Source organism: Posidoniimonas corsicana, from assembly GCF_007859765.1.
GTDB classification, from domain to species: Bacteria; Planctomycetota; Planctomycetia; order Pirellulales; family Lacipirellulaceae; genus Posidoniimonas; species Posidoniimonas corsicana.
In genome coordinates this window covers 301,097-327,361 of the sequence record NZ_SIHJ01000005.1, presented here as the reverse complement: position 1 = coordinate 327,361, position 26,265 = coordinate 301,097, and the positions used below count along the sequence as shown (strand labels likewise).

Sequence of the window (26,265 nt, the reverse complement as noted above, 5' to 3'; positions counted from 1 at the left end):
AGAACATATCGAGGGCGGAGCAGTTCACTATAGTTGCCGCCGGGCAATTCAGAAGCAATTGCGGTAGAGGGAGCGGCAGGCGCCCCCGCCGTTAATCCGCGCCTGCGGGCTTTGGGAATGGCACGGTGATCGGCGGCATTCGCAGGGGGTGGTCGTCGGCGGTGGGGGGAATCCGGTCGATTAGACGGACGGAATCGTCGGTGTGTTCGAGATCAGGAGGCGGCTCGCTCAAAGCGCGGCAGACAGCGGCTTCTGCTGTAAGGTCTAAGGTTGAAACGTAGTATCCGAGGTATTGCGAGTGCAAGAAATTCGATCCGCCGTCGTCTTTCCGATTTGGGCCCAGTGAGTACAGCAGGTATCCTTCCGTGGTGCGGCGGAACTCCAGCGACGCGTTGTGGAACAGGTCGGTTGGCGCACTGGATAGCTTTCCAGGTACGAGTGCGTCGAGTGAGTCCGGGTAATCACCATGTTCGCAACGGTGGGCGGCCAATGCAGCAGCGACAGTCATGAGTCCTCTCCTCGCATTGCAGCGATCTTCGACGAGAAAGCACGTCTTAAGCGGCGAGGCGTGAGCATACAGCAGGGACCGAGCCAACGAGTCGCTCCGGGATTTCCACGTCAGCATCGCAGTCAGACTCTTGCCTGACGGATGGATCGCATCCGCGTTCTCTTCGAGCTCGCTCATCCAGTCTTCTAGGGCCTCGTTGCGTTCTTGCCAAGAACTAAGCTCAGCAATTGCTGCCAGTTCGCTGTACCCTGTGTTGAACGTCTCGAGGATGCTGTTCCAATCAAATCGCGCAGCCACCCACTTCGCTAGCCTACGATCACTTTCTCTGCTCGGCTCATTGAGAGGTCTGCGGATTCTGGCGTAGATGAGCAGATCCGTAATAGCAGTGTGTCGCGCATCCCAATCAATTGTGGCAGCGAACCGATCCCGGCTGCCACGCTGCCGATGGAAAGCGAGCACCTCGTTCGCGTTCGCAGGCCGAAGGTTTTTTTCGGCGAGGATGCGAAGGCATGTTCGATCAGAGAGTCCCTCAATGAAATCCGAGGTGAGGCGGTCGATCACTAATTCTTTGTCGAGGCTATCGGCCAGGGCGTACATTGCACGGCAGTCACTCCAGGCGCCTGGAAGATCCCCTTGGCCAATGCGGAGCTCGGCGCGCAATGCCAAGCAGCGAGCCGCGCATCTTGTACTGTCGACTCGTGACTTGTCTCTCTCAATCCACGAGTTCTTTGGATCGATGATTAGGCTTGGCGAGGGGACGTAGAATCGCTCCTTTTTTACCGCAGCGTGCAGCAATCGGTAGTGTTCTTCATGCTCCGCAACGTAGTTCGCCACTGGCGGTGCATCCTCGGCACGCCATGGCTGACTCTCGAGAAGTTCAATCATGCGGACGGCTTTGTTGGCACCATCAAACGACTCTGCATGTGTCGCAGGGGCGACGCGTTTCCTAAGCCAGTGGCTGAGTTTTGTTCTTAGCAACGGATTCGATGCAGGTAGCTGGATGCCATCGGAGTGGGGAACTGCCATTCCCAATGCATCACAGACGACCTGATGGTGCTCTGGCTCTAATCCAGCTGGCCACATCGCCATCAAGTAGAGGATGCCGCCGTTGTTCTCAGGTGTCACTCCGTTGCGGAGCTTGGCCAATAGTGCGCCAGAGTAGTCGGGAAGTCCGTCGTCCGCGAGCGGATCTGTCAGGTACGTGGTCTTCCTCGAGACATCAATCGGTGCCGAGATTGCCGCATTGTGGGCCACAGTTGCGTGGGTGGCGATAAGGAGCAGCGTGAGGGCAAGTTTCTTCCCGCAGTTCGACATTACAACACAAAGGCCAGAGGCTGTTGAGAGTTGGAGAACTCAGAGCACGCGACTCCCAGCCTATCCTGCCATCTGGGGCGTGAGCAAGCTTCGTAACGGAATTCGACACGGGGTGAATTCTAGCGACCAACGCCCGGCGCCGGTTGGCCCGGCAGCGGCATCGTGACCGGCGGCAGCCTCACGGCGTGGTCGTCGGCGGACGGGGGGATGAGGTCGCTGAGGCTCGCGGCGGAGCCGTCGGCGCGGGTAGCGGGGGGAGGCGTGTCGAGCAGCGCGCGGATGGCCCGGTCGTCCTCCGGATCACGGCCGCCGGCGTAGTAGCCACGGAAGACGTTGTTGATCTGGTGCGACGAGCCTTGGTCGTCCCGTTGGTTCGGGCCGAGCGAGTAGAGCAGGTAGCCGCGCGACGTCCGGCGGTACGCGAGCGGCGCGCGGTGGAACCGATCGACAGGGGGATTGGGCAGCAGGTCGGGCGTGAGCGCGTCGAGCGATTTGGGGTACCCGCCGTGATCGCAGCGGTGCGCGGCCAGCGCAGCGGCGACCGTCACTAATAGCCGCTTCGTGTTGCGGCGGTCCTCGGCGTAGCTGACCGCCTTTACCGCGGGGAGCGTGATCGCCAGGATGGAATTGGCCGTCTGACCGCTGCGGGATGGGCTATCCGGCGAAGCGGGCGCCTGCGGGTCTGGCGCGGCGCGGGAGAGCGCGTCGATTCGTCGTTCCCAATCGGCAAGCGCGGTACTGCGTTCTGGCCAGTCCTCCGTCCGCATCGCGGCTACGAGGTTGTCGTACCACTTGTTGCCGTTCCGCAGGATGACGTTCCAGTCGACCCGGGCCGCATCGACTCGCGGCAGGTCGAGCATCTGGCTCAACTCCTCGGGCGTTACCGACCCGCGGCCGGTGGCGTACGCGATCGCGGCGGTCAGGAACATGCCACGCTCGCCCACGTCGATCGCGGCCGCCATGCCGTGGCGCGGAGGACGCTGGCGGTAGAAGCGGAGGACGCGGAGGGCGAGCGGCCGCTCCAGCTCGGGGCTGTTCAGCAGGTTGAGGGCGACCCCATCGGCGATCGACTCGACGGCGATCGACACAAGCTCGTCGACCAGCGTGACCGGACGGATCCGCTCGGACAGCGCGTACATGACCAGGCAGTCGCGCCACGCCGCGTCCAGCTCGCCTTCGCCGATCGAGAGGTTCGCGCGGGCGGCCAGGCAGCGGGCGGCGTCTCGCATGCTCTGCGGAAACGGCAGGAGCATCGCGATCCATGGTTCGTCGGGCTCAACCAGCAGGCTGGGCGACGGCAGGTAGAATTGCTGCTGGGCGACCGCCTGGTGCAGCAGCCGGTAGCCCTCCTCCTGGCTGGCGATATACATCGCAACCGGCGGCGCGTCTTCCGTGGTCCAGGGCTGGTTGCCGAGGAGGTACAGCAGGTCCTCCGCGGCGTCATCGGAGGCGCCATCGCCGGCCGTGGCGCCGGTTGCGGGTTGGTTGAGCTCAAGCCAGACGCGGACCGCTTCGGTCAGCGCGCGACTCACCTGGGGCGACTCCATCCCGGAGTTCGGTTCTGGGATGGGCATCCCCAGTTCTTTGCAAGCGGCTCGCCGGTGCTCGTCCAATGTCAGCCCGGCCGGCCACATCGCCCGCAGGTACAGGATCCCCCCGTTGTTCTCCGGCGTCACGCCCTCGCGGAGCTCGGCAAGGAGAGCGCCGGAGTAGTCGGGCAGGCCGTCCTCGGCCAGCGGTTCGGTGAGGTGTGTGGTTTCCGGAGAAACGACAATCGGCGGTTCGCTTGCGGCCGCCTGCCAACCCGGGGCCGTGGCCGCCAGCAACAGGCCGATCAACTTCCAGTAGCACGCCACGCGAGGCCTTTGATGGGGAGGTGAGGAGCGTACTTGCCGCGTCATATAGTAGTCCCGCGATGCGCCCGTTCCCCTCACTTTTCTTGCTGAAACCGGCCACCTGGCGTGGTCGAATAGTGGTTGGTGGTTGGTGGTTGGCAGGGTTTTGTCCCTTTTGTCCCTTTTGTCCCTATTGGGGCGCAGGGGTGGACAAAAGTCGGCGTCTTCTGGAGAGGGCCATGGCGAAATACGCTGCTATAGCAGTGCGAGACCCGTTTCGACGCTGATGGTGGGGCCCGACTTTTGTCCCTAAGGATCGATAGCGCCAAAAGGGACAAAAGTCGCGCCTGGCGTCCCGCGGAATCTTGCCGCCACTCATCGACAGACCGGCGCCAGAACGCGGCCGCCAGGCGGGCTGGTTCACGCCGCCCCCGGCCCGGGTGATATCTTCGGCGGGCTGCTAGAATGCCGGGCTGACGACCATACGGAGGGGGCGGCCCGGTGAGCGACGCGAATTCGGCAGCAGGACTCTACCGCCAAGTGACCCACGCGGCGGTGCTCGGGCTGGTGGTGAACCTGGCGCTGGGCGTGGTGAAGCTGGCAGGCGGGATCGTGGGGCACTCGTTCGCGCTGGTGGCCGACTCGGTCAACTCGCTGGGCGATGTCGGCTGCACGCTGGCGGTGCTGTGGGCGATGCGCGTCGCGCAGCAGCCGCCCGACGACGAGCACCCCTACGGCCACACCCGGGCGGAAGGGATTGCGGCGTCCAGCGTGGCGCTGCTGCTGGTGGTGTCGGCCGTGCTGCTGGGGTGGGAGGCGGTGCGGCGGCTGGGCGTCCAGCATGGCTACCCGCCGATGTGGACCCTGTGGATCGCGGGCGCGAACCTGGTGATCAAGGAGAGCCTGTACCACTACAAGGTGCAGGTCGGTCGGCGGACCGGGTCGGCGGCGATCATCGCCAACGCCTGGGACCACCGCGCCGACGCGCTGTGCGCGCTGGCGGTGCTGGTGGGGCTGGCCGCGATCCGCCTGGGCGGTGCGGGCTGGATCTGGGCCGACGAGGCGGCCTCGCTGGTGGTGTCGGTGGTGATCGCCGCGTCGGGCGTGCACCTGTTCCGCGCCAGCGCCAGCGAGCTGATGGACGTGCAGGCCCCGCCCGATCTGGTGGATGACATCCGCCGCCAGGCGCTCGCGACACCGGGCGTGTTGGGCGTGGACACGCTGTGGGTGCGGAAGAGCGGGCTGGAGTTCTTCGCCGACATCCACATCGAGGTCGACCCCCAGATGACCGTGGCCCAGGGCCACGAAATCGGCCACCGCGTGAAGGACGCGCTAATCGCCCGGCACGCGTCGCTGCGGGATGTGCTGGTGCACCTGGAGCCGTTTGGGGGGTAGAGTCTGCGCGGTGGCTGGCGGGCGTTTCTTCTGCAGCCGGAATAACGTGCGGCTTCCAGTAAAAATTGTGCGAGTTGCCGTGCCGCGGGTACACGAAACGGACTGCTCCGCCTGCGTCAAGCCCGGGCGGGGCGATCTGCTCAAAAAGCCATGATTTAACGGTGTTTTTGTCGCGCCGCGGCGGTCGGCCGTCGCGGGGGTTTGCGGGGAATGTGCGGGTATCTGGCGCTAGGATGCAGCCTCCAGGCTCCCTCTGTTTGCCTCAATTGCCGCTTTTTCGCTTTTCTGCCCCGAAAGAACCTGCTTAAATCCCCGACATGGGGCAGGAACGAGGCTGTCCCGCGGGCGCTCTTAGTTCGCGGGCCGGTCGTGGTTGGGACGCACCGCGACCTGTACTCGGGCTCTGCCTTCTCTTCACGTCCATACGTCAATTTCTGAGCTACCCCCATACACCGCAGGGATGCGATCCGCAGCGGTGGTACATCAAGCCGCAAGATAAGCGGCGACAGAGCAATGCCTAATCGTTCGACCCTCTGGCGTCAGGTACGTAGTGGCCTCTTGGAGGCGGTGCGCGGCGGAGAACGGCAGCGCCGCGGCTCGGCAGCACGCTCTCGCCGGGCGCGGCTGGAGAGTTTGGAAGCGCGCCAGCTGCTAGCGGTGGACACGCCCTACCTGAGCCCGATGAAATCGGAGCTCATCCTCCGCACGGACACCGACCACGACGGCGGCAGCGTGCAGGTCTCCGAGGACTCGCTGGGCAGGATCCAGGTGGACTACACGTCCGCCACGGGCGACCAGACCATGGTGTTCCCGTCCGGGGTCATCACGGCAATTGTGTTCTACGGCGGCGCGGGCAACGACGTGTTCGCCAACCACACCGGCCTGCCGACGCTGGCTTACGGCGGCGCGGGGCACGACCACCTGGTCGGCGGTAGCGGCAGTGACCACCTGATCGGTGGGGACGGCGTCGACCGGTTGTGGGGAAGCGGCGGTGACGACCGGCTCGAGGGTCAAGCGGGCGGCGACCATTTGTACGGCGGGGACGGTGTGGACTCGCTGCTCGGCGGAGACGGCAACGATTACCTGTCCGGCGGCGCGGGCAACGACTTCCTCTACGGCCACGACGGCGCGGACTCTCTCGACGGCGGCGACGGAGATGACCGGCTGCTGGGCGGCGGGTCGGGCGACCGCCTATTCGGCCGCGCCGGCAACGACTACCTCGAGGGCAACGAGGGCAACGATCACCTGGAGGGCGAGGCCGGCGACGACCGCATCCTAGGCGGCGACGGCAACGACCACCTGTACGGCGGCTCGGGTGTGGATACGCTGCTTGGTGAGGCGGGTGACGACACCCTCACCGGTGGCGGCTCCAAGGACTTTCTGTATGGGAACGAAGGGAATGATTCGATCGCCGGCGGCGACGGCGACGACTACATCATTGGCGGCGTTGGCGACGACCGCCTCTACGGCCAGGCGGGCGACGACCTGATCGAAGGGAACGAAGGCAACGACTACTTCGAGGGCGGCGCCGGAGATGACCGCCTGGTCGGCGGCCTAGGCATCGACCGCATTTACGGCGGCGATGGGGTCGACTCGATCTTCGGCGGCGAAGGGAACGACCTGCTGGTCGGCGGCGCCGGATCCGACTTCCTGTACGGCGAGGCGGGCGCCGACTCCATCGACGGCGGCGCGGCCAATGACTACATCGTCGGCGGCGACGGCGACGACCGCCTCTACGGCAACATCGGAGACGACTACATCGAGGGTGCCGACGGCAACGACTATATCGAGGGCGAGGAGGGCGACGACCGCATCTTGGGCGGCTTGGGAGTCGACTTTATCCTCGGGGGCGCCGGCGTTGACACCCTGTTTGGCGGCGGCGGGAACGACCTGCTCTTCGGCGGCGACGGCGCCGACTTCTTGTACGGCGAAGAGGGGAACGACTCCCTCCAAGGCGGCGACGGCGACGACCTGATCCGCGGCGGGGTGGGCGACGACCGGCTGTTTGGCCGCTCGGGCAACGACAGCATCGAGGGCGAGGACGGCGACGACTATATTGAGGGTGAGGACGGCGACGACCGCATCCTGGGCGGCGACGGGTCCGACTACCTGCAGGGCGGCGCGGGAACGGACTCGGTCTTTGGCGAGGGGGGCAACGACCTACTGACCGGCGACGCGGGCGTCGATTACATCTACGGCGGCGACGGGAACGACTCGATCAACGGCGGCGACGGCGACGACGGCATCTACGGCGGAGTGGGCAACGACCGGCTGTTCGGCGCTGGCGGCAACGACTACATCGAGGGCGGCGACGGTTCCGACTACGTCGAGGGCGGCGACGGAAACGATCGCGTGCTCGGCGGCGCCGGCGGCGACATCCTGATCGGCGGCGCCGGCGTTAACACCCTGATTGGTGATGAGGACGCCGACATCCTGATCGGCGGTGAGCAGAAAGACTTCCTCTACGGAGGCGATGGCGACGACACCCTGCAGGGGTCCGGTGGCGACGACTACCTGAGCGGCGGCGCCGGCGCGGACGTTGTCTTCGGCCAACTCGGCGCCGATGAGATCTACGGCAACTCCGGCGACGACGCATTGGTCGGCGGCGGCGGCGAGGACACCGTCTACGGCGGCGCTGGCCGTGACATGATCATCGGTGGCGACGCGGTTGACTACCTGGTGGGCGAGGACGACGACGACCTTCTGATCGGCGGTTCGGTCGTGTACGACTCCGAGCCGGCGGCCCTGCGGCAGGCGCTCGGCGTCTGGGCGTCCAGCGCCTCGTACGACACCCGCACGGCAACCCTGACCGACCACGAGTACGCGCTCCGGCTCATGATCGGGCACACCGTCCACGACGACCTGGTCGCCGACAACATCATCGGGGGCGGCGGTCAGGACTGGTTTATCCTGCCAAACCTGATCGGCACTTGGGACGTGCTCGGCGTTGGGCACATGGCGGGTATGGCGGAGGGGCACCACGCGACCAACCTGCTGGCCGTTGCACCTCCTCTGGAGGGCTTCGAGCTGATCGACTCGTTCGACACTATCGTCGACGGGAGCGGCGACGAGGTAATCTCGTCCATGATGCCGCACATGACCGACCCGTCGAAGCGGGCCGAGCACCTCGCATTGTTCCAGCTGGTCCGCTACCAGGACGTGACTTCGGTCGCGGTGAAGAGCGGAAGCTGGTTCGACCCAAGCGTGTGGGCCGACGGACGGGTGCCCTCGTCGGGGGCTAGGGTGCTGGTGCCGTACGGCGCGGTTGTAGAGGTGGACCGTGTATCGAACGCCAGCATCACGACCATCCGCGTCGATGGCGAGCTGCGGTTTGCAACCGACGCCGACACCCAGCTGCGGGTCGACACAATGATCGTGGCGACGAGCGGCACGCTGGTGATCGGCGAGGAGTCGGACCCGATCCAGGACAACGTGACCGCCCGGCTGGTGTTTACCGACATCGGGCCGCGCGACGCTTCGGCGGATCCGTTCTCGATTGGACGCGGTTTGATTACCCACGGCGCCGTCCGGATGTATGGCGCCGAAACCACGGCGTTCCTCGAGTCAAGCACGCTGCTGGCGCGTGGCACGTACCGGATCGCGTTGGCGCAGATCCCCACCGGCTGGGAGGTCGGCGACGAGATTGTCATCGCCGGCACCGCCATGGACGACGCCCAGGAAGAGGTCCGCATCATCAGGGCCATCTACGACAACCTCGTGATCGTTGATCCGCTTGAGCACGACCACCTGCCGCTGGACGCGTCGCTCGGGGTCCACGTCGCGAACCTGACTCGGAACATCATCATCGAGTCCGAGGCCGACCCCGGAGATATTGACCGTCTTGGCCACGTGATGTTCATGCACAACCGCGACGTCGACGTGCACTACGCGGGGTTCTACAACTTGGGACGCACCGACAAGTCGCAGGCGGTAACCGACCCCCAGGTCGACGAGAACTGGAACCAGATCGCCGGCACCGGGGACAACCCCCGGGCACGCTACGCGGTGCACTTCCACCGCAACGGCGTGACCGCCGACACCCCGCCCGCGGTGGTTCAGGGGAGTGTGGTCGAGGGCAGCCCGGGCTGGGGGTTCGTCAACCATAGCAGCTATGTCGACATCAGCGACAGCGTCGCCTACGGCGTGAATGGCGCCGCGTTCGCGACCGAGGAAGGCGACGAGATCGGCAGCTTCCGCAACAACATCGCCATCGCCACGACGGGCACCGGTCTCGAGCCCAACGTGCGTGACAACGTGCAAGACTTTGGGCACAGTGGCGACGGGTTCTGGCTTCAGGGCGGCGGCGTCGCGGTGACCGGCAACGTCGTCTCTGGCGCCGATGGGACCGGCTTCATCTACTACACCCGCGGTTTCGTGAAGAACGGGTCCGTGACTCGCTTCTTGGCCGAAAACCTTGACGACCCGTCCCTCGCCGGCGGCGCCGACACCATCGACGGCCAGTTTGTCCCAGTGAAGGAATTCTCGAACAACGTCGCGTACGGCGCCAAGACAGGCCTGATGCTCCGCTACCACCTGCGGGGCGCCGACCACGACGCCACCAGCCTGGTGAAGGACTCGACGTTCTGGAACAACCGTGAGGGCGTCAGGGTGCCCTACAGCGCCAACATCATCCTGCGGAATGTGTCGGTGCTGGCAGACCCCGCAGACGACGCCCACACCGGCGTGTCCGGGAACCGCGTGACGTACAGCATTACGTACGACAACATGCGGGTAGAGGGCTACGCCCGCGGAATCTGGATGGCGTCGAACGGCGCTTCAACCGTAATCGGCGGACGGTTCCAGAACCGGTCGAACATCCTGATCGGAGCCGCGAACACGCCGGGCCGGACGGTGCTGATCACGGGCAACCCCGAGTTCGTGCCGCCGGTGGGGTACCCCCTGAGTCTGGTCGCAAACGTGACCATGTGGTTCCACCCGGAAGAGTTCGCGCCGTCATTCACCTACCTGTTCAACGACACGACCGTTGTGCTTGACTACGCTGGGTTCTCGAACCGCCGGCTGTACTTCGCTCAGCAGGACCCGGATGCGGTGCCGTTCCCAACCGCGGCGGAATACATCCCTAGTGAGTACGTTGGCTTGACCACAGCCCAGATCGCCAGCCGCTTTGGCTTGGAGATCGCCGGTGATGTCGCGCCGAACGGACTCGGGTCGGTGTTGGGGATCGAGGGACTGCTGTAGCAGCCACGGCCGAGTGCTACACAGGCCTGTCCGCGGGCTTGCCCGCGGCCCACTCGCCGAGGCCGCGGAACACGACGAAGAACGTTGGCACAAACAGCAGCGAGGAGATGGTCGCGGCGATCATGCCGCCGACCACGGCGTTGCCCACCGCCTGGCGGCTGGCGGCGCCGGCGCCGCTGGAGACCAGCAGCGGCAGGAAGCCGAGGATCGAGCTGAACGCGGTCATCAGGATGGCGCGGAAGCGGAGCTCGGCGGCCGACACGGCTGCCTCGCGGAGGCTCAGCCCCTTCTTGCGTTGCTCGGCGGCGAATTCGACGATCAGGATCGCGTTCTTGCTGGCCAACGCCACCAGCAGCACGACGCCGATCTGCGTGTAGGTGTTGTTGTCCATGCCGCGGGCCATCAGCATCACGACCACGCCGAGCGCCGCCAGCGGCACCACGGCGATCACCGCGGCGGGCTGCACCCAGCTCTCGTACTGCGCGGCCAGCACCAGGAACACGAACACGATCGCCAGCGCGAAGATGAAGTACTGCTCGTTGCCGGTTTGTTTTTCTTGGTACGACATGCCGGTCCACGCGTAGCCCACGCCGGGCGGCAGCGACTGGTCGGCCATCTGCTCCATCAGCGACAGCGCCTGGCCGGAGCTGACGCCCGCGGCGGGCTCGCCGTTGATCTGCGCGGTGGGGTAGAGGTTGTAGCGGGTGACCAGCTGCGGGCCGAGGGAGTGGTTGACCGTGAGCAGCGAACCGAGCGGCGACATCTGGCCCGCGGCGTTGCGGACGTCGAGCATGGCGATGTCGTCGGGGCTGGCGCGGAACTGCTCGGCGGCCTGCACCCGGACCTGGTAGGTGCGGCCGAAGCGGTTGAAGTCGTTCACGTAGGCCGAGCCGAGGTAGGCCTGCAGCGTGCCGAACACGCTGCTCAGCGGGATGTTCTGGCTCTTGACCTTGTCGCGGTCGACGTCGGCGAACAGCTGCGGAACGCCAGCGCGGAACGTGGTGTTGAGGGACCTCGCGTTGAGGTTGGACTGGCCCCGGCCCGCGGCGATTAGGTTGTTAGCTGAGTTCTGCAGCTCGACGAGCCCGACGTCTCCCTGGTCGAGCAGCTGCATCTGGAACCCGCTGGCGTTGCCCAGGCCGTCGATCGGCGGCGGGACAAACGCGATGGCGATCGCCTCCTCAATCTCGGAGAACTCGCGGCGGAGGTTCTCCACGATCGCGTCCTGGGCGGTCTGCTCGGCGGTGCGGTCGCCCCACGGCTCGAACACGATGGCGGCCATCCCGGAGTTCGATCCCCGGCTGCCCGACAGCATCGAGTAGCCGGAGACCAGCACCCGGTCGCGCACGCCGGGGGTGTTCGCCAGCACGCGGTCGACGCGGGCGATGACTTCCTCGGTTCGCTGCAGAGAGGCCGAGTCGGGCAACTGCACATTGGCGAACGCGTAGCCCTGGTCCTCGGTCGGCATGAAGCCGGTGGGCAGTCGGGCGAAGCCCAACCCGGTCACGGCGACCAGCCCGACGAAGATCAGCAGCGTCAGGGGGACCACCCGCACGGTGCCGCCGATGACGGACTTGTAGACCGACGCGACCGAGTCGAACCCCTTGTTGAACAGCTTGAAGAATGGGTTGCGGACCTCTTGGGTCGGACGCATCAGGATGCCGCACAGCGCGGGGCTGAGCGACAACGCGTTCACCGAGCTAAGCACCACTGCCGCGGAGATGGTCAGCGCGAACTGCTTGTAAAGCTGCCCCGTGATGCCGCCCATGAACGCGGTGGGGACGAACACGGCCAGCAGCACGAGCGTGGTGGCGATGACCGGGCCGGTCATCTCCTCCATCGCGCGCTCGGCGGCCTGTTTGGGCGGCAGGCCCTCGTCCAGCCAGCGGGCCGTGTTCTCCACCACCACGATCGAGTCGTCCACGACGATGCCGATTGCCAGCACAACGCCGAACAGCGTGAGCATATTGATCGAGAAACCGATTGCCGCCATCACGCCAAAGGCGCCGATCAGCGCTACGGGGATCGCGGCGCAGGGGATCAGGGTCGCCCGCCAGTCCTGCAGGAACACGAAGATCACCAGCACCACCAGCAGCACCGCCACGAACAGCGTGGAGTAGACCTCCTCGATCGAGGCCTCGACGAACTTGGTGGTGTCGAACGGGATCTCGTAGGCGATGCCGGGCGGGAAGTTCTTAGCGAGCTTCGCCATGGTTTCGTGCACGCGGGCGGCGATGTCCAGCGCGTTGGCGCCGGGGAGCTGGTAGATGGCGATGTTGGTGGAGGGGGCTCCGTTAAACTTCGACGAGACACTGTAGCTCTTGGAGCCCAGCTCGACCCGCGCGACGTCCCGCACCCTTGTGAACCGCACGCCGTCGGCGGTCTTGATGATGATGTTTCCGAACTGCTCGACGTCCCTCAGCCGACCGAGGGTGTTGACCGAGTACTGGAACGCGGTCCCCTTCGGCGCCGGGGGCTCTCCGATCCGGCCGGCCGCCACCTGCACGTTCTGCTCGCGGATCGCGTTCACCACGTCCTCGGTGGTGAGCTGACGGGCCTTGAGCTTGTGGGGGTCGAGCCAGACCCGCATGCTGTACTCGTCGGCGCCGAGGATCTCCACCGAACCGACGCCATCGATCCGGGCCAGCTCGTCCTTGATGAACCGGGTCGCGTAGTTCGACAGGTCCAGGTCGGAGGTGGACCCATCGGGCGAGGTGAGCGTGATGAACTGCAGGATCTGCGTCGACTGCTTCTTGGTGGTGATGCCCTGGCGGCGGACGTCCTCCGGCAGTTTCGGCTCGGCGATCGCAACGCGGTTCTGCACCAGCACGGTGGCCATGTCGAGGTCGACGCCGATCTCAAACGTCACGGTCAGCTTGTAGGAGCCGTCGTCGGAGCTGACCGAGCTGAGGTACAGCATGTCTTCGACGCCGTTCACCTCCTGCTCGATTGGCGCGGCGACCGTCTCCGCAACCACCTTGGCGCTCGCGCCTGGGTAGCTGCACGACACCTGCACCGTGGGGGGCGAGATCTCCGGGAATTTGGAGATCGGCAGCCCTCGCTGTGCGACCGCGCCGGCGAGGACGATCACGATCGAGATGACGCTGGCGAAGATTGGGCGGTGAATGAAGAAGCGGGACATAGTGCGGCCGGGGCGGAGGAGCGGTGGAGGACGACGCCGGAGTAGGTGGCGGGCTAGGAGTCGGCCCGCGGGGCCGCGTCCTCGGACTCTGGCGGGCCGCTGGCGCTGGCCTCAATGGGGTTTACCACGGCGCCCGGCTGGGCCATCTGCAGCCCGTTCACCACTACCCGGTCTTCGGGGGTCAGCCCCTGCTTGATCACCCGTTTGCCGTCGTACAGCCCCGCGGTTTCCACCGCCTTCCGAGCAACCTTGTTGTCGGCCTCCACGACCGACACGTACGCCCCGTTCTGGTCGCGGCCGATCGCCTCGTCGGGCAGCAGCAGGGCCTCTTCCTCCTTGCGCGGGATCGCGATCCGGACAAACGCGCCCGGCGGGATCGATAGGCCGGGGTTGGGGAACTCCGCGCGGACGAAGTAAGTGCCCGTGGCCCGGTCGAGCGCCAGGTCGGCGTAGTCGAAGCGGCCGACGTGCGGGTAGCCTTCCTCGTCCGCTAGGCCGAGCAGGATCGGGCGGTCGTTCTCGTCGCGGGTCTTCGGGCCGGGCGCGTCGCCGCTGGCCTCGGCCTGACGCTGGAACTTCAGCAGCTCGGCCTCGCTGATCGTAAAGGTGGCGTAGATTGGGTCGTAGGCGATGACGTTGGTTAGGACGGTCGACTCCCCTGAGCCCACCAGGTTGCCGAGGTCCACCTGCCGTTTGCCGACGCGACCCGCGATTGGCGAGGTGACGTCCGTGTAGCTGAGGTCGAGCTCCTCTTGGCGGACCGTGGCCTTGGCGGCCTCGACCTCGGCCTTCGCCGACTCGATCGAAGCCTGGGCCACGTCGATCTCCGCGACGGAGTTCTGGTACGTGGTCCGCAGCTCGTCCAGCTCCGCCTGCGTTACGCCACCGGCTTGTGCGGCTCGGGCGGCGCGGTTGTACTGCGCTTGGTCGTTGGCTGCCTGGGCCTGCGCCTGCTTGAGCACCGCCTCGGCGCTCCGCACGCGGGCCTCGGCTACCAGCTCGGCCGCCTTGGCGGCGTCGACCGCGGCCTGGAACGGCCGCTTGTCGATGATGAACAGCGGCTGCCCCTGCTCGACCATTGCGCCCTCGGTGAACGGGGCCTCTTCGAGGTACCCCTCGACGCGGGCGCGGATCTCGATCCGCTCGTGCGGGATGGTCTCACCGGTCACCTCCAGCACGTCTTCGACGGTCGCCTGCACGGGGTTCGCGACAGTTACGTCCGGCGGCGGCGGCGGCTGGTACTCATTCCTCTCGGTACAGCCGAGTGGCGCCGCAAGCAGCAATGTTAAGTGGAGCGCTAAGTCCTGAATTCCAACGCGACGACGCATGTGCAGGGCCCTGACGGAGAAGGATCAGGGCGTCAGTCTAACCCCGCTATCGGCGGATGACCATTACGCGCGCCGCCAGTGGGCGGGACCTGCCGCTAGGGGATAACCCGTAACAGGGCCAGCTCGAGCTCGGGGTCGCGGAACTCGTACCCCGTTTCTTGGAGCCTGGTTGGACGCACACAGGCGCTGGCCAGCAGCGCCTCGTCGGCCAGGTCGCCGGCGGCGGCGCGGAGCGCAAACTTGGGAACGGCCAGCACCGTGGGCCGGCCGAGCACGCGGCCTAGCGTCTTAGTGAACTCGCGGTTGGTCACCGCTCCCGGCGCGACCGCGTTCACCGCGCCGTGCACGCCGTCATTCGCCAGACAGTGCTCGATCACGCCCACCAGCTCGTCCAGCGTGACCCAGCTCATATACTGGCGGCCGTCGCCTAGCACGCCGCCCAGCCCTAGCTTGAACGGCGTAAGCATCTTCGCCAGCGCGCCGCCCTGGTCGCTCAGCACCACACCGATGCGGGTCTGCACGACCCGCAGGCCGGCCTCCCAGGCGGGCCGGGTCTCGGCCTCCCAGGCGATGCAAGTCTCGGCCAGGAAGCCGGCGCCGGGGGGGCTGTTCTCGTCGACCGGGTGCTGCCCGCGGTCGCCGTAGAAGCCGATCGCCGACGCGCTGACCAGCACCCGCGGCTTCGGGTCGAGCGCGGCAAGCGCCTGGGACAGCAGCCGCGTTCCGTCGACACGGCTGGAGACGATCCGCTCCTTCTTTGCCGCCGTCCAGCGGCCCGCGGCGATGCTCTCGCCCGCCAGGTGCACGGCGGCCTCAATCCCCGCGAGCGCGTCCCGGTCGATCTCTCCTGCGGACGGCTTCCAGTACACGTCCGACGAGCCGGGCGCCGGCCTGCTGCGGACCAGCCGCCGGACCTCGACACCGTGGTCGCGGAGTGAGCGGCACAGCGCGGACCCGACCATGCCGGTGGCGCCGGTGACCGCGATGGGGGAGGGGAGGCTCATACTTCCATTGTACTCGCCGGCGGAGGATCACAACTGCCGGCGTCCCTTGAACTCGCGGCTCGCCCTCTGCATCAGGCGCTTCTCTTTGCTCGTTAGGCTGTCCGACCCCTGGTCGCTGATCTTCTTCAGGATGCGGTCAACCTCGTCTCGCAGCTTGTCTTGCGATTCGTTCTGCTCGTCGTCCGGGGCGGTGTGCACCCGGAGCTTTGGCCTGCGCTTAAGGGATGGCAGCTTGAACTCCTGTGGGACCCAGTTCGACAGCCGCCAACGCTGAAAGTGGTACGCCGCGGCGAAGGCCGCCCCGCCGAGGTGCCCTTGGAACGAGACGCCGTCCGCGTCGGTGCTGAGCGCCCGCATGACGTCCTGGCCCACGATGAACGCCCCCAGCACCCACATCGGGATTGGGAACACCGCGAACAGCAGCACCGTTTGGTGCGGGTAGAGCAGGGCGTAGAGCAGGATCACCGCCACCGTCCCGGCCGAGGCGCCTAGCGTCGGGAACGGCTGCGCGGACGGAACAACAACGTTGTACAGCGTGATTGCCAGCCCGCCGGCGAGGACCGCGCCCAGATAGTAAAGCATAAACTCACGGCTGCCGAACCGCTGCTCCAGCTGACGCCCGAACATCCACACGCCGAACATGTTGCCCGCCACGTGCCAGATGCTGTGCGGGTCGTGCACCAGCGAGTAGGTCAGCAGCTGGTATGCCTCCCACGGGAAGTAGAACCAGTTGGACCACAGGCTGAGCCAGCGGACCCACAGGTTGCCGTCGGGCGAGCTGAAGAAGACGACCTCAACGAGGTACGCCAGCAGCGTCACCAGCACGATGCGGTTGACGCTCGTCTCAGGGAACCGGAGTTGGATACCACCCCCCCCGCCGTAGCTGTCGCGCCACTGGCCTTGTCGTTCGTAGTCGCGGTCGTAAATGCCCACAGGCGTTAGCTAGCAAGGGTTTAGGGTGAGGGCTCGGGGTGGGTGAGTAAGACTATCTTACGCCGCGCCGGGGCAAAAGTGCAGCTTTCCCCGCCCAGCCGACCCCCCGCGGCAGATTGTCGCGGGCGATTGCCTCCGCCGGCAGCGGGGTGGATGGTATAAGGAGCACGGCCGCGGCGCCTCACCGCCCGGCCCGCCCTCTCCCACGCCCAACGACCAGCGGGGCCCGCGCGGATGTTCTACTACCCGGTCAACGATTTCGGCCCCGTGATGAAGGGGATGATTATCGGGGGGCTGGGTATTTTCCACGTGTACCTGGCCCAGTTCGCGATCGGCGGCGGGCTGCTGATGAGCTGGTTCCAGTGGCGGTCGATGCGCGGCGGCGCCGACGGCGGCGAGCTCTACACCCGCTTCATCGACGGCCTATTCCGTGTGCTGGTGCTGGTGTCGTTCGTCACCGGCGCGGTGACCGGCGTGGCGATGTGGTTCACTACCATCCAGATCAGCCCGCGGACCATCGGGCTGATGGTCGACGAGTTCCACTGGGTGTGGGCCATCGAGTGGACGTTCTTCTGTCTGGAGGTCGCCGCCGGTTACGCGTTCTACCGGCGCGGCCCGACGCTCGACCCACGCAGCCGGCTGACGCTCCTGCTGATGTACTCGCTGGCCGCGTGGATGAGCCTGTTCTGGATCAACGGCATCCTCTCGTGGCAGCTCACCCCTGGCGCCTGGCACGAAACGCACAGCGTCTGGCAGGGGTTCTTTAACCCGACGTTCTGGCCGTCGCTGATCTTCCGCACGCTATCGTCGATGGCTACCGCGGCGCTGGTCGCCTGCCTGGTGGTGAACCTCAGTTCCCGGTTCGACGCTGAGGAGCGGCGGCGGCTGGTGCACGCGTCGTTCCGGTTCCTCGCACCGATGGCCGTGATGCCGCTCTTGGGCGCCTGGTTCCTGGCGGCCGTGCCCGAGGCGTCGCGCACGTGGGCGATGGGCGGCAGCATCGCGATGACGATGTTCCTGGGGATTGGCGTTGGCGCGTCGGCGCTGATCGGCGGCTACGCGGTGGTGTTGCTGCTCAAAAAGAGCATGACCGTCAACGGCGCGACCGCGGCGCTGCTGATTGCGCTGGGGTTTGGCGCCACCGCCGGCGCCGAATTCGTTCGCGAGGGGATCCGCAAGCCGTACACCGTGCACGGCACGCTCTACTCCAACTCCATTACACAGGACGAGGTGGCCAGGTTCCGCCGCGAGGGGTGCACCACCGGCGACCCCTACCCGTTGCGGGGCGAGCGTGAGCTGCCCGAGCAGCTCGGGCTGGGGGCCCACGTGTTCCGCGTGCAGTGCAGCGTCTGCCACACCTGGGACGGCGCCAACGGGCTGGCCCACCTGACCAGCGGCTGGACCGACGACCAGCTGCGGCTGAACATTGCGCAGCTGCAACGCACCAAGAACTTCATGCCGCCGTTCGCCGGCACGCCGGAAGAGCTCGAGGCGCTTGTGCAGTGGCTCCGCTGGGGGCACGCCGACAAGCCGGACGGCTGGCTCGCTACCGACGACCCGCGGGTCATCGCCCAGATCCAGCGCCACCTTGACGAGGTGGGCGTCGAACCGGGCGTCAGGGTGGGTAGCTCGGCAGACTCTAACCACTAGCCACTAGCCACTAGCCACTCACCCCCCACCACCCTCCACCTACCACTCACCACCAGCAACCAACCACTCCCTCCCATGTTCCCGTTCGACCAGCCCGCCTCCACCGCGTTCTACCTGGTGCTGTACCTCGGCACGCTGGTGCTGCACGTCGTGCCAATGAATTATGTGCTGGCCGGATCGAGCTACCTGGCGCTGCTCGGCGTCTGGGAGGCCGCACGGGGCGGGGTCAGCGACGCCCACCAGCGGATCGCAGCCGGTCTGCGGGACTGGATGCCGTTCGCGCTGAGCGTAGCAATCACCGCCGGCGTGGCGCCGCTGTTGTTCCTGCAGGTGCTGTACAAACAGCCCTTCTACACGGCCAACCTGCTGCTGCTGCACCGCTGGATGGCGATCCTGCCGGTGCTGATCGTGGCGTTCTATCTGCTGTACCTGCAGAAGTCCAAACGGTTCCAGGCCCGCCCCGCGGTGGTGCGGATGCTGGTGTCGGTCGGCATCTTCCTCTGCTTCGGTTTCGTCGCCTGGAGCTGGACCGAGAACCACGTGCTCAGCACCCGCGGTCAGGACGTGTGGATCGAGCAGTACGCCCGCGGCGGCTGGTTCTACGGCGACCGCGAGCTTCCGGCCCGGCTGGCGTTGTGGTGGGTTGGGGCGTTCCCGATGCTGTCCATGATCCTCGCTTGGCAGGTCCCGTCGGCCCGCAAGGCGCTGGCGCGGGTGGCGCTGCCGTCGCTTGTCGCCGCGGCGGCGGCCGGTGTGGTGTATTACTTCCAGCTCCCCGCCGACGCCCGCCAGTCGGTCGTGTCGGTCGGCTGGCCGTGGCTGACGCTGGGGCTGATCGGCTGGGTCGCCCAGGTGGCGTTGTGGACGATGGTCTGGCGTGGTCGCCAACTGCGCGCCGAACTGTGGTTGGGGCTGTCAGCGGCGGCGGTGCTCACCGCCGCCGGCGTCACGGTGCTGCGGGAGCTGCGCCGGCTCACGGCGGTCGACATCACCGAGTACTACGAGGCCCACGCCGCGGCCGCCCGGGTCGGCGGCTGGTGGCTGTTTGCGGCTCTGCTAGCGATGAACGCCGGGCTGATCGTTTGGGTCGTCCGCATCGCGTGCCGCCCGCCGGTCGACGCCGATTCGCCGGGAACGTGAGTTGGTTCACCGTTGCTCCGTGGCTCAGGCGTAGAATACCGCTGGTAGGTTCCTCCGACCGACCCAGCGCCCGCCAGCCCCTCCCTCCGAGCGAAAGACCCACCCATGACCTGTGCCGTCCGCAGCCTGCTGCTCGTGATCGTCGCCCTCGCTGCCGTCCGCACCAGCGCTGACGAGCCGCCGCTGCTGAAACCGGAGCTCGAAAAGATGAGCCAGTCTGCGGCCGACCGGATGCCGTCCGAGATGCTCGAGCGGTTTGCCCAGGGCGTGACCGACGTCCGCGACACCGGCATGCTCGACAAAGCGGCCAACGTTGGCGACAAGGCGCCCAAGGGCGTGCTCTACGACATCGACGGCAAGCCAGTGGAGTTCAGCTCGCTGTGGGCCGACGGACCGCTCGTGCTGACGTTCTACCGTGGCGGCTGGTGCCCGTACTGCAACCTGCAGCTGCAGAACCTGCAGAAGTCGGTCGCGGCGCTCGAGGGCGTCGGCGCCAGGGTGGCGGCGGTCGCCCCCGAGATGCCGGAAAAGGTCGCCGAGACCATCGACAAGCACAACCTCACGTTTCAGGTCCTGTCCGACAAGCACAACGCGGTGGCGAAGAAGCTGGGCATCGTGTTCAAGCTGCCGCAGGTGATCCTGCCGACCTACCGCGACCGGCTGAAGCTGGCCGACTTCAACGGCGACGACCGGTTCGAGCTGCCGCTGGCCGCGACCTACGTCATCGACACCAACGGCGTGATCCGCTATGCGTTCCTGGACGCCGACTACAAGAAGCGGGCCGAGCCCCGCGACGTGGTCGCGGCGCTCAAGAAGCTGTAGGCGCGCGCTACGCCCGCGTGGCCGCGGGGTCGGCGTGCAGCAGGTCGCCCACGCTGCGGGCGGCCTGGCGGAACTCGGCGACCGGCATCGCGATGGTCTGCCACCGCTCTGAGAGCGGGCGGGCGGACCGGGCGTACTGGTCCAACGGCACGCCGACGAATGCGTAAGCCTGGCCCCGGAACGGGAACACCTGCTCGACCGGCACCGGCGACTGCTCGGCCGTGAGGTGGTAGGCGAACACCAGCATCGCGTCGAACCCGGGTCCGAACCGCGCCCGCCAGCGGGTGAGCGAGTCGACGTCGTCGCGGGTGGACCAGTTCTTCCAGTACTGCCGCTGCTTGCGCCCGGCCGGGAACCGCCGCCCCTTCACGTCGATCAGCCACGAAGTCCCGCCCGCGGCCGGCGTGACGATAAAGTCGACGCTCTTCAGCGAGGCGTCGCCGGTCAGCGCGCGGCGCTGCTCGTCGACCGCCACGTAGGCGAGCCGCTCGTCGCGCAGGTAGGCCTCGAACGCGGCCTCGTAGTGGTTGTGGCGGTTAGCCATGGGGCGGTGTGCGGTCGATCGGTGGCGGACGCCTCTGGCGCCAGCATACCGCATTTCCAGCCCTGGTTGTCGTGAATCCGCCGCGGCGCGGGCGCCGAATCCGCCATTCCGCCATTCCGCCAGGCCCGCGAAACCCCTATCATCGGCGCGCGTGCCGCCGCGTGCTAGCATGCGCGGTTGGAAACGCCGGTCCCGGACCGCCAGGACAAACAGACACCCCCCTTCTTGCAAGCTGCCGACATGAGCAACACCCGCACCGAACGCGACACCATGGGCGAGATGCAGGTGCCCGCCGACGCGCTGTATGGGGCTTCGACCGCCCGCGCTGTGGAGAACTTCCCGATCGCCCACCAGCCGGTACCCGCCGACGTGGTGCACGCCTTCGGCTACCTCAAGGCCGCCTGCGCCGACGCCAACCGGCAGCTCGGCAAGCTGGACGACAAGCGGGCCGAGGTGATCATCGCCGCGGCGATGGAGGTCGCCGAGGGCAAGCACGACGACCACTTCCCGGTCGACGTGTATCAGACCGGCAGCGGCACCAGCACCAACATGAACGCCAATGAGGTGATCGCCAACCTAGCGAACCTGCGGCTCGGGCTGGAGCTGGGCGCCAAGGGCGCCGATGGCGCGGTGCACCCCAACGACCACGTCAACATGGGGCAGAGCTCCAACGACACCTTCCCCACCGCGATGCACATTGCCGGCGCGGCGGCGCTGCACAACCGGCTGGCGCCGGCGCTGCAGAAGCTGGCCGACGCGCTGGACGCCAAGGCCCAGGCTTGGGACCAGATCGTCAAGATCGGCCGCACCCACCTGATGGACGCCACGCCGATCCGCGTCGGCCAGGTGTTCGGCGGCTACGCGGCCCAGGCCAACTACTCGGTGATCCGCGCCGGCCGCGCGCAGGTGCGGCTGCTGGAGAACATGCCGATCGGCGGCACCGCCGTCGGCACCGGCATCAACACCCACCCCGAGTTCGCCGCGAAGGTCTGCGCCTCGCTGTCGGAGCAGCTGGGCGTTTCGTTCGAGGAGGCCGGCAACCACCCCGAGGCCCAGGCCGCCAAGGACTCGTTCGTCGAGGCCCACGGCGAGCTCAAGGCGATCGCCGTGGCGCTCTCCAAGATCGCCAACGACATCCGCCACCTCGGCAGCGGCCCGCGGTGCTCGCTTGGCGAGCTGCTGCTGCCCGCCACGCAGCCCGGCTCGTCGATCATGCCGGGCAAGGTGAACCCGGTGATGTGCGAGTCGATCATGCAGGTCGCCTGCCGCGTGATCGGCAACGACGCCGCCGTGACCACCGCCGGCCTGGGCGGCGTCGGCTCGATTTTTGAACTGAACGTCGCGATGCCGGTCATGATCGACGCCTTCATGCAGTCGATCACCCTGCTGGCCAACGGCGCCAGCGTGTTTGTCGACAAGCTGGTCGACGGCCTGCAAGTCGACGAGGCCCGCTGCCGCGGCCTGATCGACCAGTCGCTGATGATGGTCACCTCGCTCGCCCCCGAGATCGGCTACGAGAAGGCGGCCAAGCTCGCCAAGGACGCGCTCAAGTCGGGGCAGACCATCCGCGAGATCTGCCTCGAGGAGCAGGTCCTCGGCGAGGCCGAGCTCGACAAGCTGCTCGACCCGATGAGCATGACCGACCCGCACGCCTAACCTCCGATCAAGCAAGTCGGCCCCATGGACGGGGCCCGGAAACACCACCAGGAACGATCGCATGGACGCGACCCGGTTCTTACTCTCAATCACGGCAGCAGCCGCACTCTCCGCCGCAGCGCGTTGCCCGGGCGATGAGCCCGCGCCTCTCCCCGCGCCTCTCCCCGCGGCCGACGCGCCCCGCCCGCTGGCCGAGCCGCAGCCGGCAGCCGCGCTCCCGCCCGGCGACCGGACGCTCACGCTGCCGCGCTCGATCAAGGCCGCCGCGCCCCGGCCCCAGCTGCACGATGCCTTCGACCTCGAGAAGCCGCTCTCCAAGCCCGGCCCGCTGCCGCCGGTCCGCGACGATCAGCTGCAGCAGGCGTCGACCAACCCGACCTCGCCCCGCGGCCAGCACCTGCTGACGCTGTACGCCGAGGCCGAACGGATGGCCGGCCGCGGCCGCTCCGCCACCGACCTGACCGACCTGATCGAACGCTGCGAGCAGGCCGGCGAGAAGCTCAAGCTCGCCGACGACGCCCAGCTCAGCCGCCTCACCTCATGGGCCTACAACCGCCGGGGCGAGCTGCACGCCGCCGCCGGGCAGCCCCGTCAGGCGTTCGCCGACTTCCAGCACGCGGTCGTGCTGGACGCCCACAACGCCGCCGCGCTGGTGAACCGCGGCGTCACGCTGGCCGAGTACGGGCAGACCGACGAGGCCCTAGCCGACTTCTCGCACGCGCTCGCCCACGACCCCAGCAACGCCCTCGGCTACCGCAACCGGGCCGAGCTCTTCGCGGGCCGCGGCGAGCACGAGCGGGCAATCGCCGACTACAACAACGCCATCGCTCAGCTGCCAACGGACGCCGGCCTGTACGCGGGCCGCGGCTTCGCCCACGCCCAGCTGGGCCGTTACAGCCACGCCGTGCGGGACTACAACGAGTCGCTCCGCCTGATGCCCGGCGACGCCCAGACGCTGGTGCTCCGCGCCGCGGCGTTCGCCGAGGTCGGCTACTACGAGCAGGCGGTCACGGACCTGGACGCCGCGCTGGCGGTCGACGCCGCGTCGGCGTCGGCCTACCAGAGCGTCGCGTGGCTGCTCTCGACCTGCCCCGACCCCCGCTTCCGCGACCCGGCCAAGGCGGTCGAGGCCGCCAACCGTGCGCAGCGGTTCGGCGCCCAGGGCGACCCCTGGCTGCTGGACGTGGCGGCCGCCGCCCACGCCGCCGCCGGCCAGTTCGACCACGCCGTCCGCATCCAGCAGCAGGCCGCGATGCTCGCCCCTCAGCAGGCCCGCCGCGAGCTGCAGGAACGACTGGCGCTGTACCGCCAGGGCAAGCCGTACCGCCAACCGCCGGTCCGCACCGCGGTCGACCCCGGCGCCGCACGGCAGGCCCGCCGCTAACCGGGGACGCGATGCGCAGCACCCACCGTGATCAACTCGCCCTGTTCGCCGCCGCGCTCTGCCTGGCGGCGGCTGGTTGCACCGGCTCCCGCTGGGCCCGCAGCCACCCCGACTAGGCCGCCAAGTACCCCCACCACACCGGCAACCTGGCCCGGATGACCAAGCAGGCGGTCGACGCGCGGCACGTCGCCGGTGACACCGGGTTCTACGCCGGCGCTGTGGGGCAGGACGACCCCGTGGCCGGGGGCGTTAATGCTGGGATGTTCCACTACCCCGACCTTTACGCGGGGTCGGTTGAGCTGCACGGCGGATTCCAGGGGCTGCTGGCCGAGGGCGACCATCCCCTCACCGGCGGCATCGACGCCGGCATTCGGTTGCAGACTCCTTCGCGGTTGGCGCCGTTTGTCGGCGTTGGCGCCTATGTTGGTTCGGCGCCCGGCGAGCCGGACGAAGGCGAGGAGTCCGACGTCTTGCTCGCCGGCTACCCGGAGGCCGGCGTGCACTTCTGGGTCACGCCCGCCGTCCGGATCTCAACCACCGCCAGCTACTTCTTCACGACCTCCGAGGAGAACCGGTCGTACCCCCTCGTAGGAATCAGCTTGGCGTACCTTCCGTTCGACCCGCCGTCCGAGCACGTCCCCGCGGCCGAGTGCGGCGACCCCATCGGGATCGATCCAACCGCCCCCGACCTCGACACAGCCCTCGACGCGTGCGACCCTTGGCCTTCGGAGCCATGGCCTGATCCGGCCGCCAGCTCTCATCCGGCCGCTAGCTCTCACCCGCCCGGCACTGCCGCCGACCCGCCCGTGCTCAACACCGCCTACGAGTCGCTGGTCCTGCCTGAACGGAACTAGCCGCTCGAGCGAACCTCCCCACCCGCCGCCCGGTCCTCCCTCGCATGTCCGACTACCGCTGGAACCAGGACCAGGCCGCCCGCGATTACGACGCCGCCGCGCCGGTGATCCACCCGCTCTACCTCGACCTGCAGCAGGCGATGGTGGACGCGTTGCCAATAGACCCCCTCGCCGAGTTCCGCGCGCTCGACCTCGGCGGCGGGTCGGGCCGGCTGGCCGAGCGGCTGCTCGACCGCTTCCGCTACGCGACGGTCGTGGTGCTCGACCAGTCGAAGCCGTTCGTCAACCTGGCGCACCAGCGGCTCCGCCGCTTCGGGGCCCGGTCCCGCACCGTGTGCCGGTCGATGCAACAGCCGTGGGCGGCGGACCTCTCGCCGGACGACGCGCGGCTCGACCTGGTGGTCAGCACGTCGGCCATCCACCACCTGGAGTCCGACGAAAAGCTCGCGTTGTTCCGCGCGGTCCGCTCCGCGCTCAAGCCGGGCGGCGTGTTCGTCAACGGCGACGAGCACCGCCCCGAGTCCGAGCACCAGTACCGCTCGCTGCTCGAGTGGTGGGGCCGTCACATGGAGGAGGCGCACGCCGCCGGCGACATCCCCGAGTCGTTTGGGCCGATCATAGAAAAGTGGCGCCGGCGCAACCTGGACGAGTTCGGCGGCCCAAGATCAAGCGGCGACGACTGCCACGAAACGGTCGCCGGTCAGGCCGCGCTGCTCCGCCAAGCCGGTTTCGCCAGCGTCGAAACGCCGTGGCACGAAAAGCTGTGGGCCGTCACGGTCGCTTCGTAGAGCGGCCGCCCGACCAGCAGGAAGCGTCGCGTCTCCGTCGCGCCCGTGTGCACTGTCAAAGGCTGATACGCAGCTAGCGTTGGGGGTGCCGGGGGCGCTCCGCGTTAGCGGAAGCCCCCCGTGCGCCAGGGCAATCCTAAAGACTACAACGCTAGCCCTTGATGCCGCTGATCTTCACGGTCGTGAACAGGGCGCGGTGGCCGGTCTTGCGGCGGCTGTTCTTGCGGCGACGCAGCTTCATCACGTCGATCTTCTTGCCCTGCGTGGTCGCGACCACCTCGGCCGAGACGCTCGCGCCGTCCACCACGGGGGCGCCCAGCGTGACCTTCTCGCCCTCGCCCACGGCAAGCACTCGGTCGAAGGTCAGGCTCTCGCCCTCCTTCAGGCCGCGGTAATCGATGGCCAGCTCCTGGCCTTCTTCCACTTTGTATTGCTTGCCGCCGTCGACGATGATCGCGTACATGGCTGGGTCCAACTCGCAGGACGCTGGGGAGTAATCGGTTGAGAATCTCGGATTCTAGCGACCCCCCGAAAAACTGTCGAGGGGCGTAGCGGTTCATGCAGCCGGCGAGCAACGCCCCGCCGAAGCCCCACAGCAACCTCCCGTCTCGCCAGCGAACCCCGGCACGCAGTCGCATCCGATCCGAATACCCCTTATCGGCACTCAACGGCCGCGGTCCGCCGCAGGACTTTTGTCCCCTTCCGGCACATCGATCCTTAGGGACTAAAGTCGCCCCAGATCGACGGTTCGGATCGCTGTAAGTCGTTT

17 protein-coding genes are annotated in these 26,265 nt (G+C 67.5%); 9 read left to right on the top strand and 8 right to left on the bottom strand.

What is annotated here, in order from left to right:
- Positions 1–91: 91 nt before the first annotated feature.
- Both KOR34_RS24620 and KOR34_RS24615 read right to left on the bottom strand, forming a co-directional pair.
- Positions 92–1,822, bottom strand: a complete 1,731-nt coding sequence (locus tag KOR34_RS24620; protein ID WP_146568792.1) for a hypothetical protein — start codon at positions 1,820–1,822, stop codon at positions 92–94.
- Between the two features lie 119 nt (positions 1,823–1,941).
- Positions 1,942–3,678 carry a hypothetical protein gene (locus KOR34_RS24615; protein WP_146568791.1) on the bottom strand — a complete coding sequence of 579 codons (1,737 nt, stop codon included), beginning with the start codon at positions 3,676–3,678 and terminating at the stop codon, positions 1,942–1,944.
- A 480-nt stretch (positions 3,679–4,158) separates the two neighbouring features.
- On the opposite strand from KOR34_RS24615, the gene KOR34_RS24610 reads away from it, so the two are divergent.
- Entirely contained in the window at positions 4,159–5,052 is an 894-nt protein-coding gene (locus KOR34_RS24610; RefSeq protein WP_146568790.1) for a cation diffusion facilitator family transporter, read from the top strand.
- A 681-nt stretch (positions 5,053–5,733) separates the two neighbouring features.
- Positions 5,734–10,251, top strand: a complete 4,518-nt coding sequence (locus KOR34_RS24605; protein ID WP_197531720.1) for a G8 domain-containing protein — start codon at positions 5,734–5,736, stop codon at positions 10,249–10,251.
- A 16-nt stretch (positions 10,252–10,267) separates the two neighbouring features.
- Here the strand turns inward: KOR34_RS24605 and KOR34_RS24600 are convergent, their stop codons facing one another.
- The 4 genes from KOR34_RS24600 to KOR34_RS24585 all read right to left on the bottom strand — a co-directional run bounded on the left by KOR34_RS24600 (position 10,268) and on the right by KOR34_RS24585 (position 16,658).
- Positions 10,268–13,393, bottom strand: a complete 3,126-nt coding sequence (locus KOR34_RS24600) for an efflux RND transporter permease subunit (protein ID WP_146568788.1) — start codon at positions 13,391–13,393, stop codon at positions 10,268–10,270.
- A 53-nt stretch (positions 13,394–13,446) separates the two neighbouring features.
- Positions 13,447–14,721, bottom strand: coding sequence for an efflux RND transporter periplasmic adaptor subunit (locus KOR34_RS24595; RefSeq protein WP_146568787.1), 1,275 nt, complete (start codon positions 14,719–14,721; stop codon positions 13,447–13,449).
- 95 nt (positions 14,722–14,816) lie between these two features.
- Positions 14,817–15,725: a TIGR01777 family oxidoreductase gene (locus tag KOR34_RS24590; protein WP_146568786.1), complete on the bottom strand. Its 909-nt coding sequence runs from the start codon at positions 15,723–15,725 to the stop codon at positions 14,817–14,819.
- A gap of 27 nt (positions 15,726–15,752) precedes the next feature.
- On the bottom strand, positions 15,753–16,658 hold the full coding sequence (locus KOR34_RS24585) for a rhomboid family protein (protein WP_146568785.1): 906 nt from the start codon (positions 16,656–16,658) through the stop codon (positions 15,753–15,755).
- Positions 16,659–16,892: 234 nt separating this feature from the next.
- On the opposite strand from KOR34_RS24585, the gene KOR34_RS24580 reads away from it, so the two are divergent.
- The 3 genes from KOR34_RS24580 (at position 16,893) to KOR34_RS24570 (ending at position 20,270) form a co-directional block, all read left to right on the top strand.
- The gene (locus tag KOR34_RS24580; RefSeq protein ID WP_146568784.1) at positions 16,893–18,308 is read left to right on the top strand and encodes a cytochrome ubiquinol oxidase subunit I; all 1,416 of its coding nucleotides are present in this window, start codon (positions 16,893–16,895) and stop codon (positions 18,306–18,308) included.
- A gap of 75 nt (positions 18,309–18,383) precedes the next feature.
- Positions 18,384–19,448 (top strand): hypothetical protein, encoded by a 1,065-nt coding sequence (locus tag KOR34_RS24575; protein ID WP_146568783.1) that lies wholly within the window; start codon positions 18,384–18,386, stop codon positions 19,446–19,448.
- Between the two features lie 105 nt (positions 19,449–19,553).
- On the top strand, positions 19,554–20,270 hold the full coding sequence (locus KOR34_RS24570; protein ID WP_146568782.1) for a peroxiredoxin-like family protein: 717 nt from the start codon (positions 19,554–19,556) through the stop codon (positions 20,268–20,270).
- Positions 20,271–20,277: 7 nt separating this feature from the next.
- On the opposite strand, the gene KOR34_RS24565 is transcribed toward KOR34_RS24570, so the two are convergent.
- Positions 20,278–20,814 carry an HYExAFE family protein gene (locus KOR34_RS24565; RefSeq protein ID WP_146568781.1) on the bottom strand — a complete coding sequence of 179 codons (537 nt, stop codon included), beginning with the start codon at positions 20,812–20,814 and terminating at the stop codon, positions 20,278–20,280.
- A gap of 240 nt (positions 20,815–21,054) precedes the next feature.
- Between KOR34_RS24565 and KOR34_RS24560 the strand changes: the two genes are divergently transcribed.
- The 4 genes from KOR34_RS24560 to KOR34_RS24545 all read left to right on the top strand — a co-directional run bounded on the left by KOR34_RS24560 (position 21,055) and on the right by KOR34_RS24545 (position 25,496).
- Entirely contained in the window at positions 21,055–22,470 is a 1,416-nt protein-coding gene (locus KOR34_RS24560; RefSeq protein ID WP_146568780.1) for a class II fumarate hydratase, read from the top strand.
- Between the two features lie 61 nt (positions 22,471–22,531).
- Positions 22,532–23,854 (top strand): tetratricopeptide repeat protein, encoded by a 1,323-nt coding sequence (locus KOR34_RS24555; RefSeq protein WP_146568779.1) that lies wholly within the window; start codon positions 22,532–22,534, stop codon positions 23,852–23,854.
- Between the two features lie 155 nt (positions 23,855–24,009).
- Positions 24,010–24,708, top strand: coding sequence for a hypothetical protein (locus KOR34_RS24550; protein ID WP_146568778.1), 699 nt, complete (start codon positions 24,010–24,012; stop codon positions 24,706–24,708).
- A 44-nt stretch (positions 24,709–24,752) separates the two neighbouring features.
- Positions 24,753–25,496 carry a class I SAM-dependent methyltransferase gene (locus KOR34_RS24545; protein WP_146568777.1) on the top strand — a complete coding sequence of 248 codons (744 nt, stop codon included), beginning with the start codon at positions 24,753–24,755 and terminating at the stop codon, positions 25,494–25,496.
- Positions 25,497–25,647: 151 nt separating this feature from the next.
- On the opposite strand, the gene rplU is transcribed toward KOR34_RS24545, so the two are convergent.
- On the bottom strand, positions 25,648–25,959 hold the full coding sequence (rplU, locus tag KOR34_RS24540) for a 50S ribosomal protein L21 (RefSeq protein ID WP_146568776.1): 312 nt from the start codon (positions 25,957–25,959) through the stop codon (positions 25,648–25,650).
- Positions 25,960–26,265: the final 306 nt, after the last annotated feature.

What these genes read in the sequence shown, in the direction of transcription:
- KOR34_RS24550 (WP_146568778.1), top strand. Translation starts at nt 24,010, where the DNA reads ATGACCAAGCAGGCGGTCGACGCGCGGCACGTCGCCGGTGACACCGGG.
- KOR34_RS24565 (WP_146568781.1), bottom strand. Translation starts at nt 20,814, where the DNA reads ATGGCTAACCGCCACAACCACTACGAGGCCGCGTTCGAGGCCTACCTG.
- KOR34_RS24590 (WP_146568786.1), bottom strand. Translation starts at nt 15,725, where the DNA reads ATGAGCCTCCCCTCCCCCATCGCGGTCACCGGCGCCACCGGCATGGTC.
- KOR34_RS24545 (WP_146568777.1), top strand. Translation starts at nt 24,753, where the DNA reads ATGTCCGACTACCGCTGGAACCAGGACCAGGCCGCCCGCGATTACGAC.
- KOR34_RS24575 (WP_146568783.1), top strand. Translation starts at nt 18,384, where the DNA reads ATGTTCCCGTTCGACCAGCCCGCCTCCACCGCGTTCTACCTGGTGCTG.
- KOR34_RS24600 (WP_146568788.1), bottom strand. Translation starts at nt 13,393, where the DNA reads ATGTCCCGCTTCTTCATTCACCGCCCAATCTTCGCCAGCGTCATCTCG.
- KOR34_RS24555 (WP_146568779.1), top strand. Translation starts at nt 22,532, where the DNA reads ATGGACGCGACCCGGTTCTTACTCTCAATCACGGCAGCAGCCGCACTC.
- KOR34_RS24605 (WP_197531720.1), top strand. Translation starts at nt 5,734, where the DNA reads ATGAAATCGGAGCTCATCCTCCGCACGGACACCGACCACGACGGCGGC.
- KOR34_RS24620 (WP_146568792.1), bottom strand. Translation starts at nt 1,822, where the DNA reads ATGTCGAACTGCGGGAAGAAACTTGCCCTCACGCTGCTCCTTATCGCC.
- rplU (WP_146568776.1), bottom strand. Translation starts at nt 25,959, where the DNA reads ATGTACGCGATCATCGTCGACGGCGGCAAGCAATACAAAGTGGAAGAA.
- KOR34_RS24570 (WP_146568782.1), top strand. Translation starts at nt 19,554, where the DNA reads ATGACCTGTGCCGTCCGCAGCCTGCTGCTCGTGATCGTCGCCCTCGCT.
- KOR34_RS24560 (WP_146568780.1), top strand. Translation starts at nt 21,055, where the DNA reads ATGAGCAACACCCGCACCGAACGCGACACCATGGGCGAGATGCAGGTG.
- KOR34_RS24580 (WP_146568784.1), top strand. Translation starts at nt 16,893, where the DNA reads ATGTTCTACTACCCGGTCAACGATTTCGGCCCCGTGATGAAGGGGATG.
- KOR34_RS24595 (WP_146568787.1), bottom strand. Translation starts at nt 14,721, where the DNA reads ATGCGTCGTCGCGTTGGAATTCAGGACTTAGCGCTCCACTTAACATTG.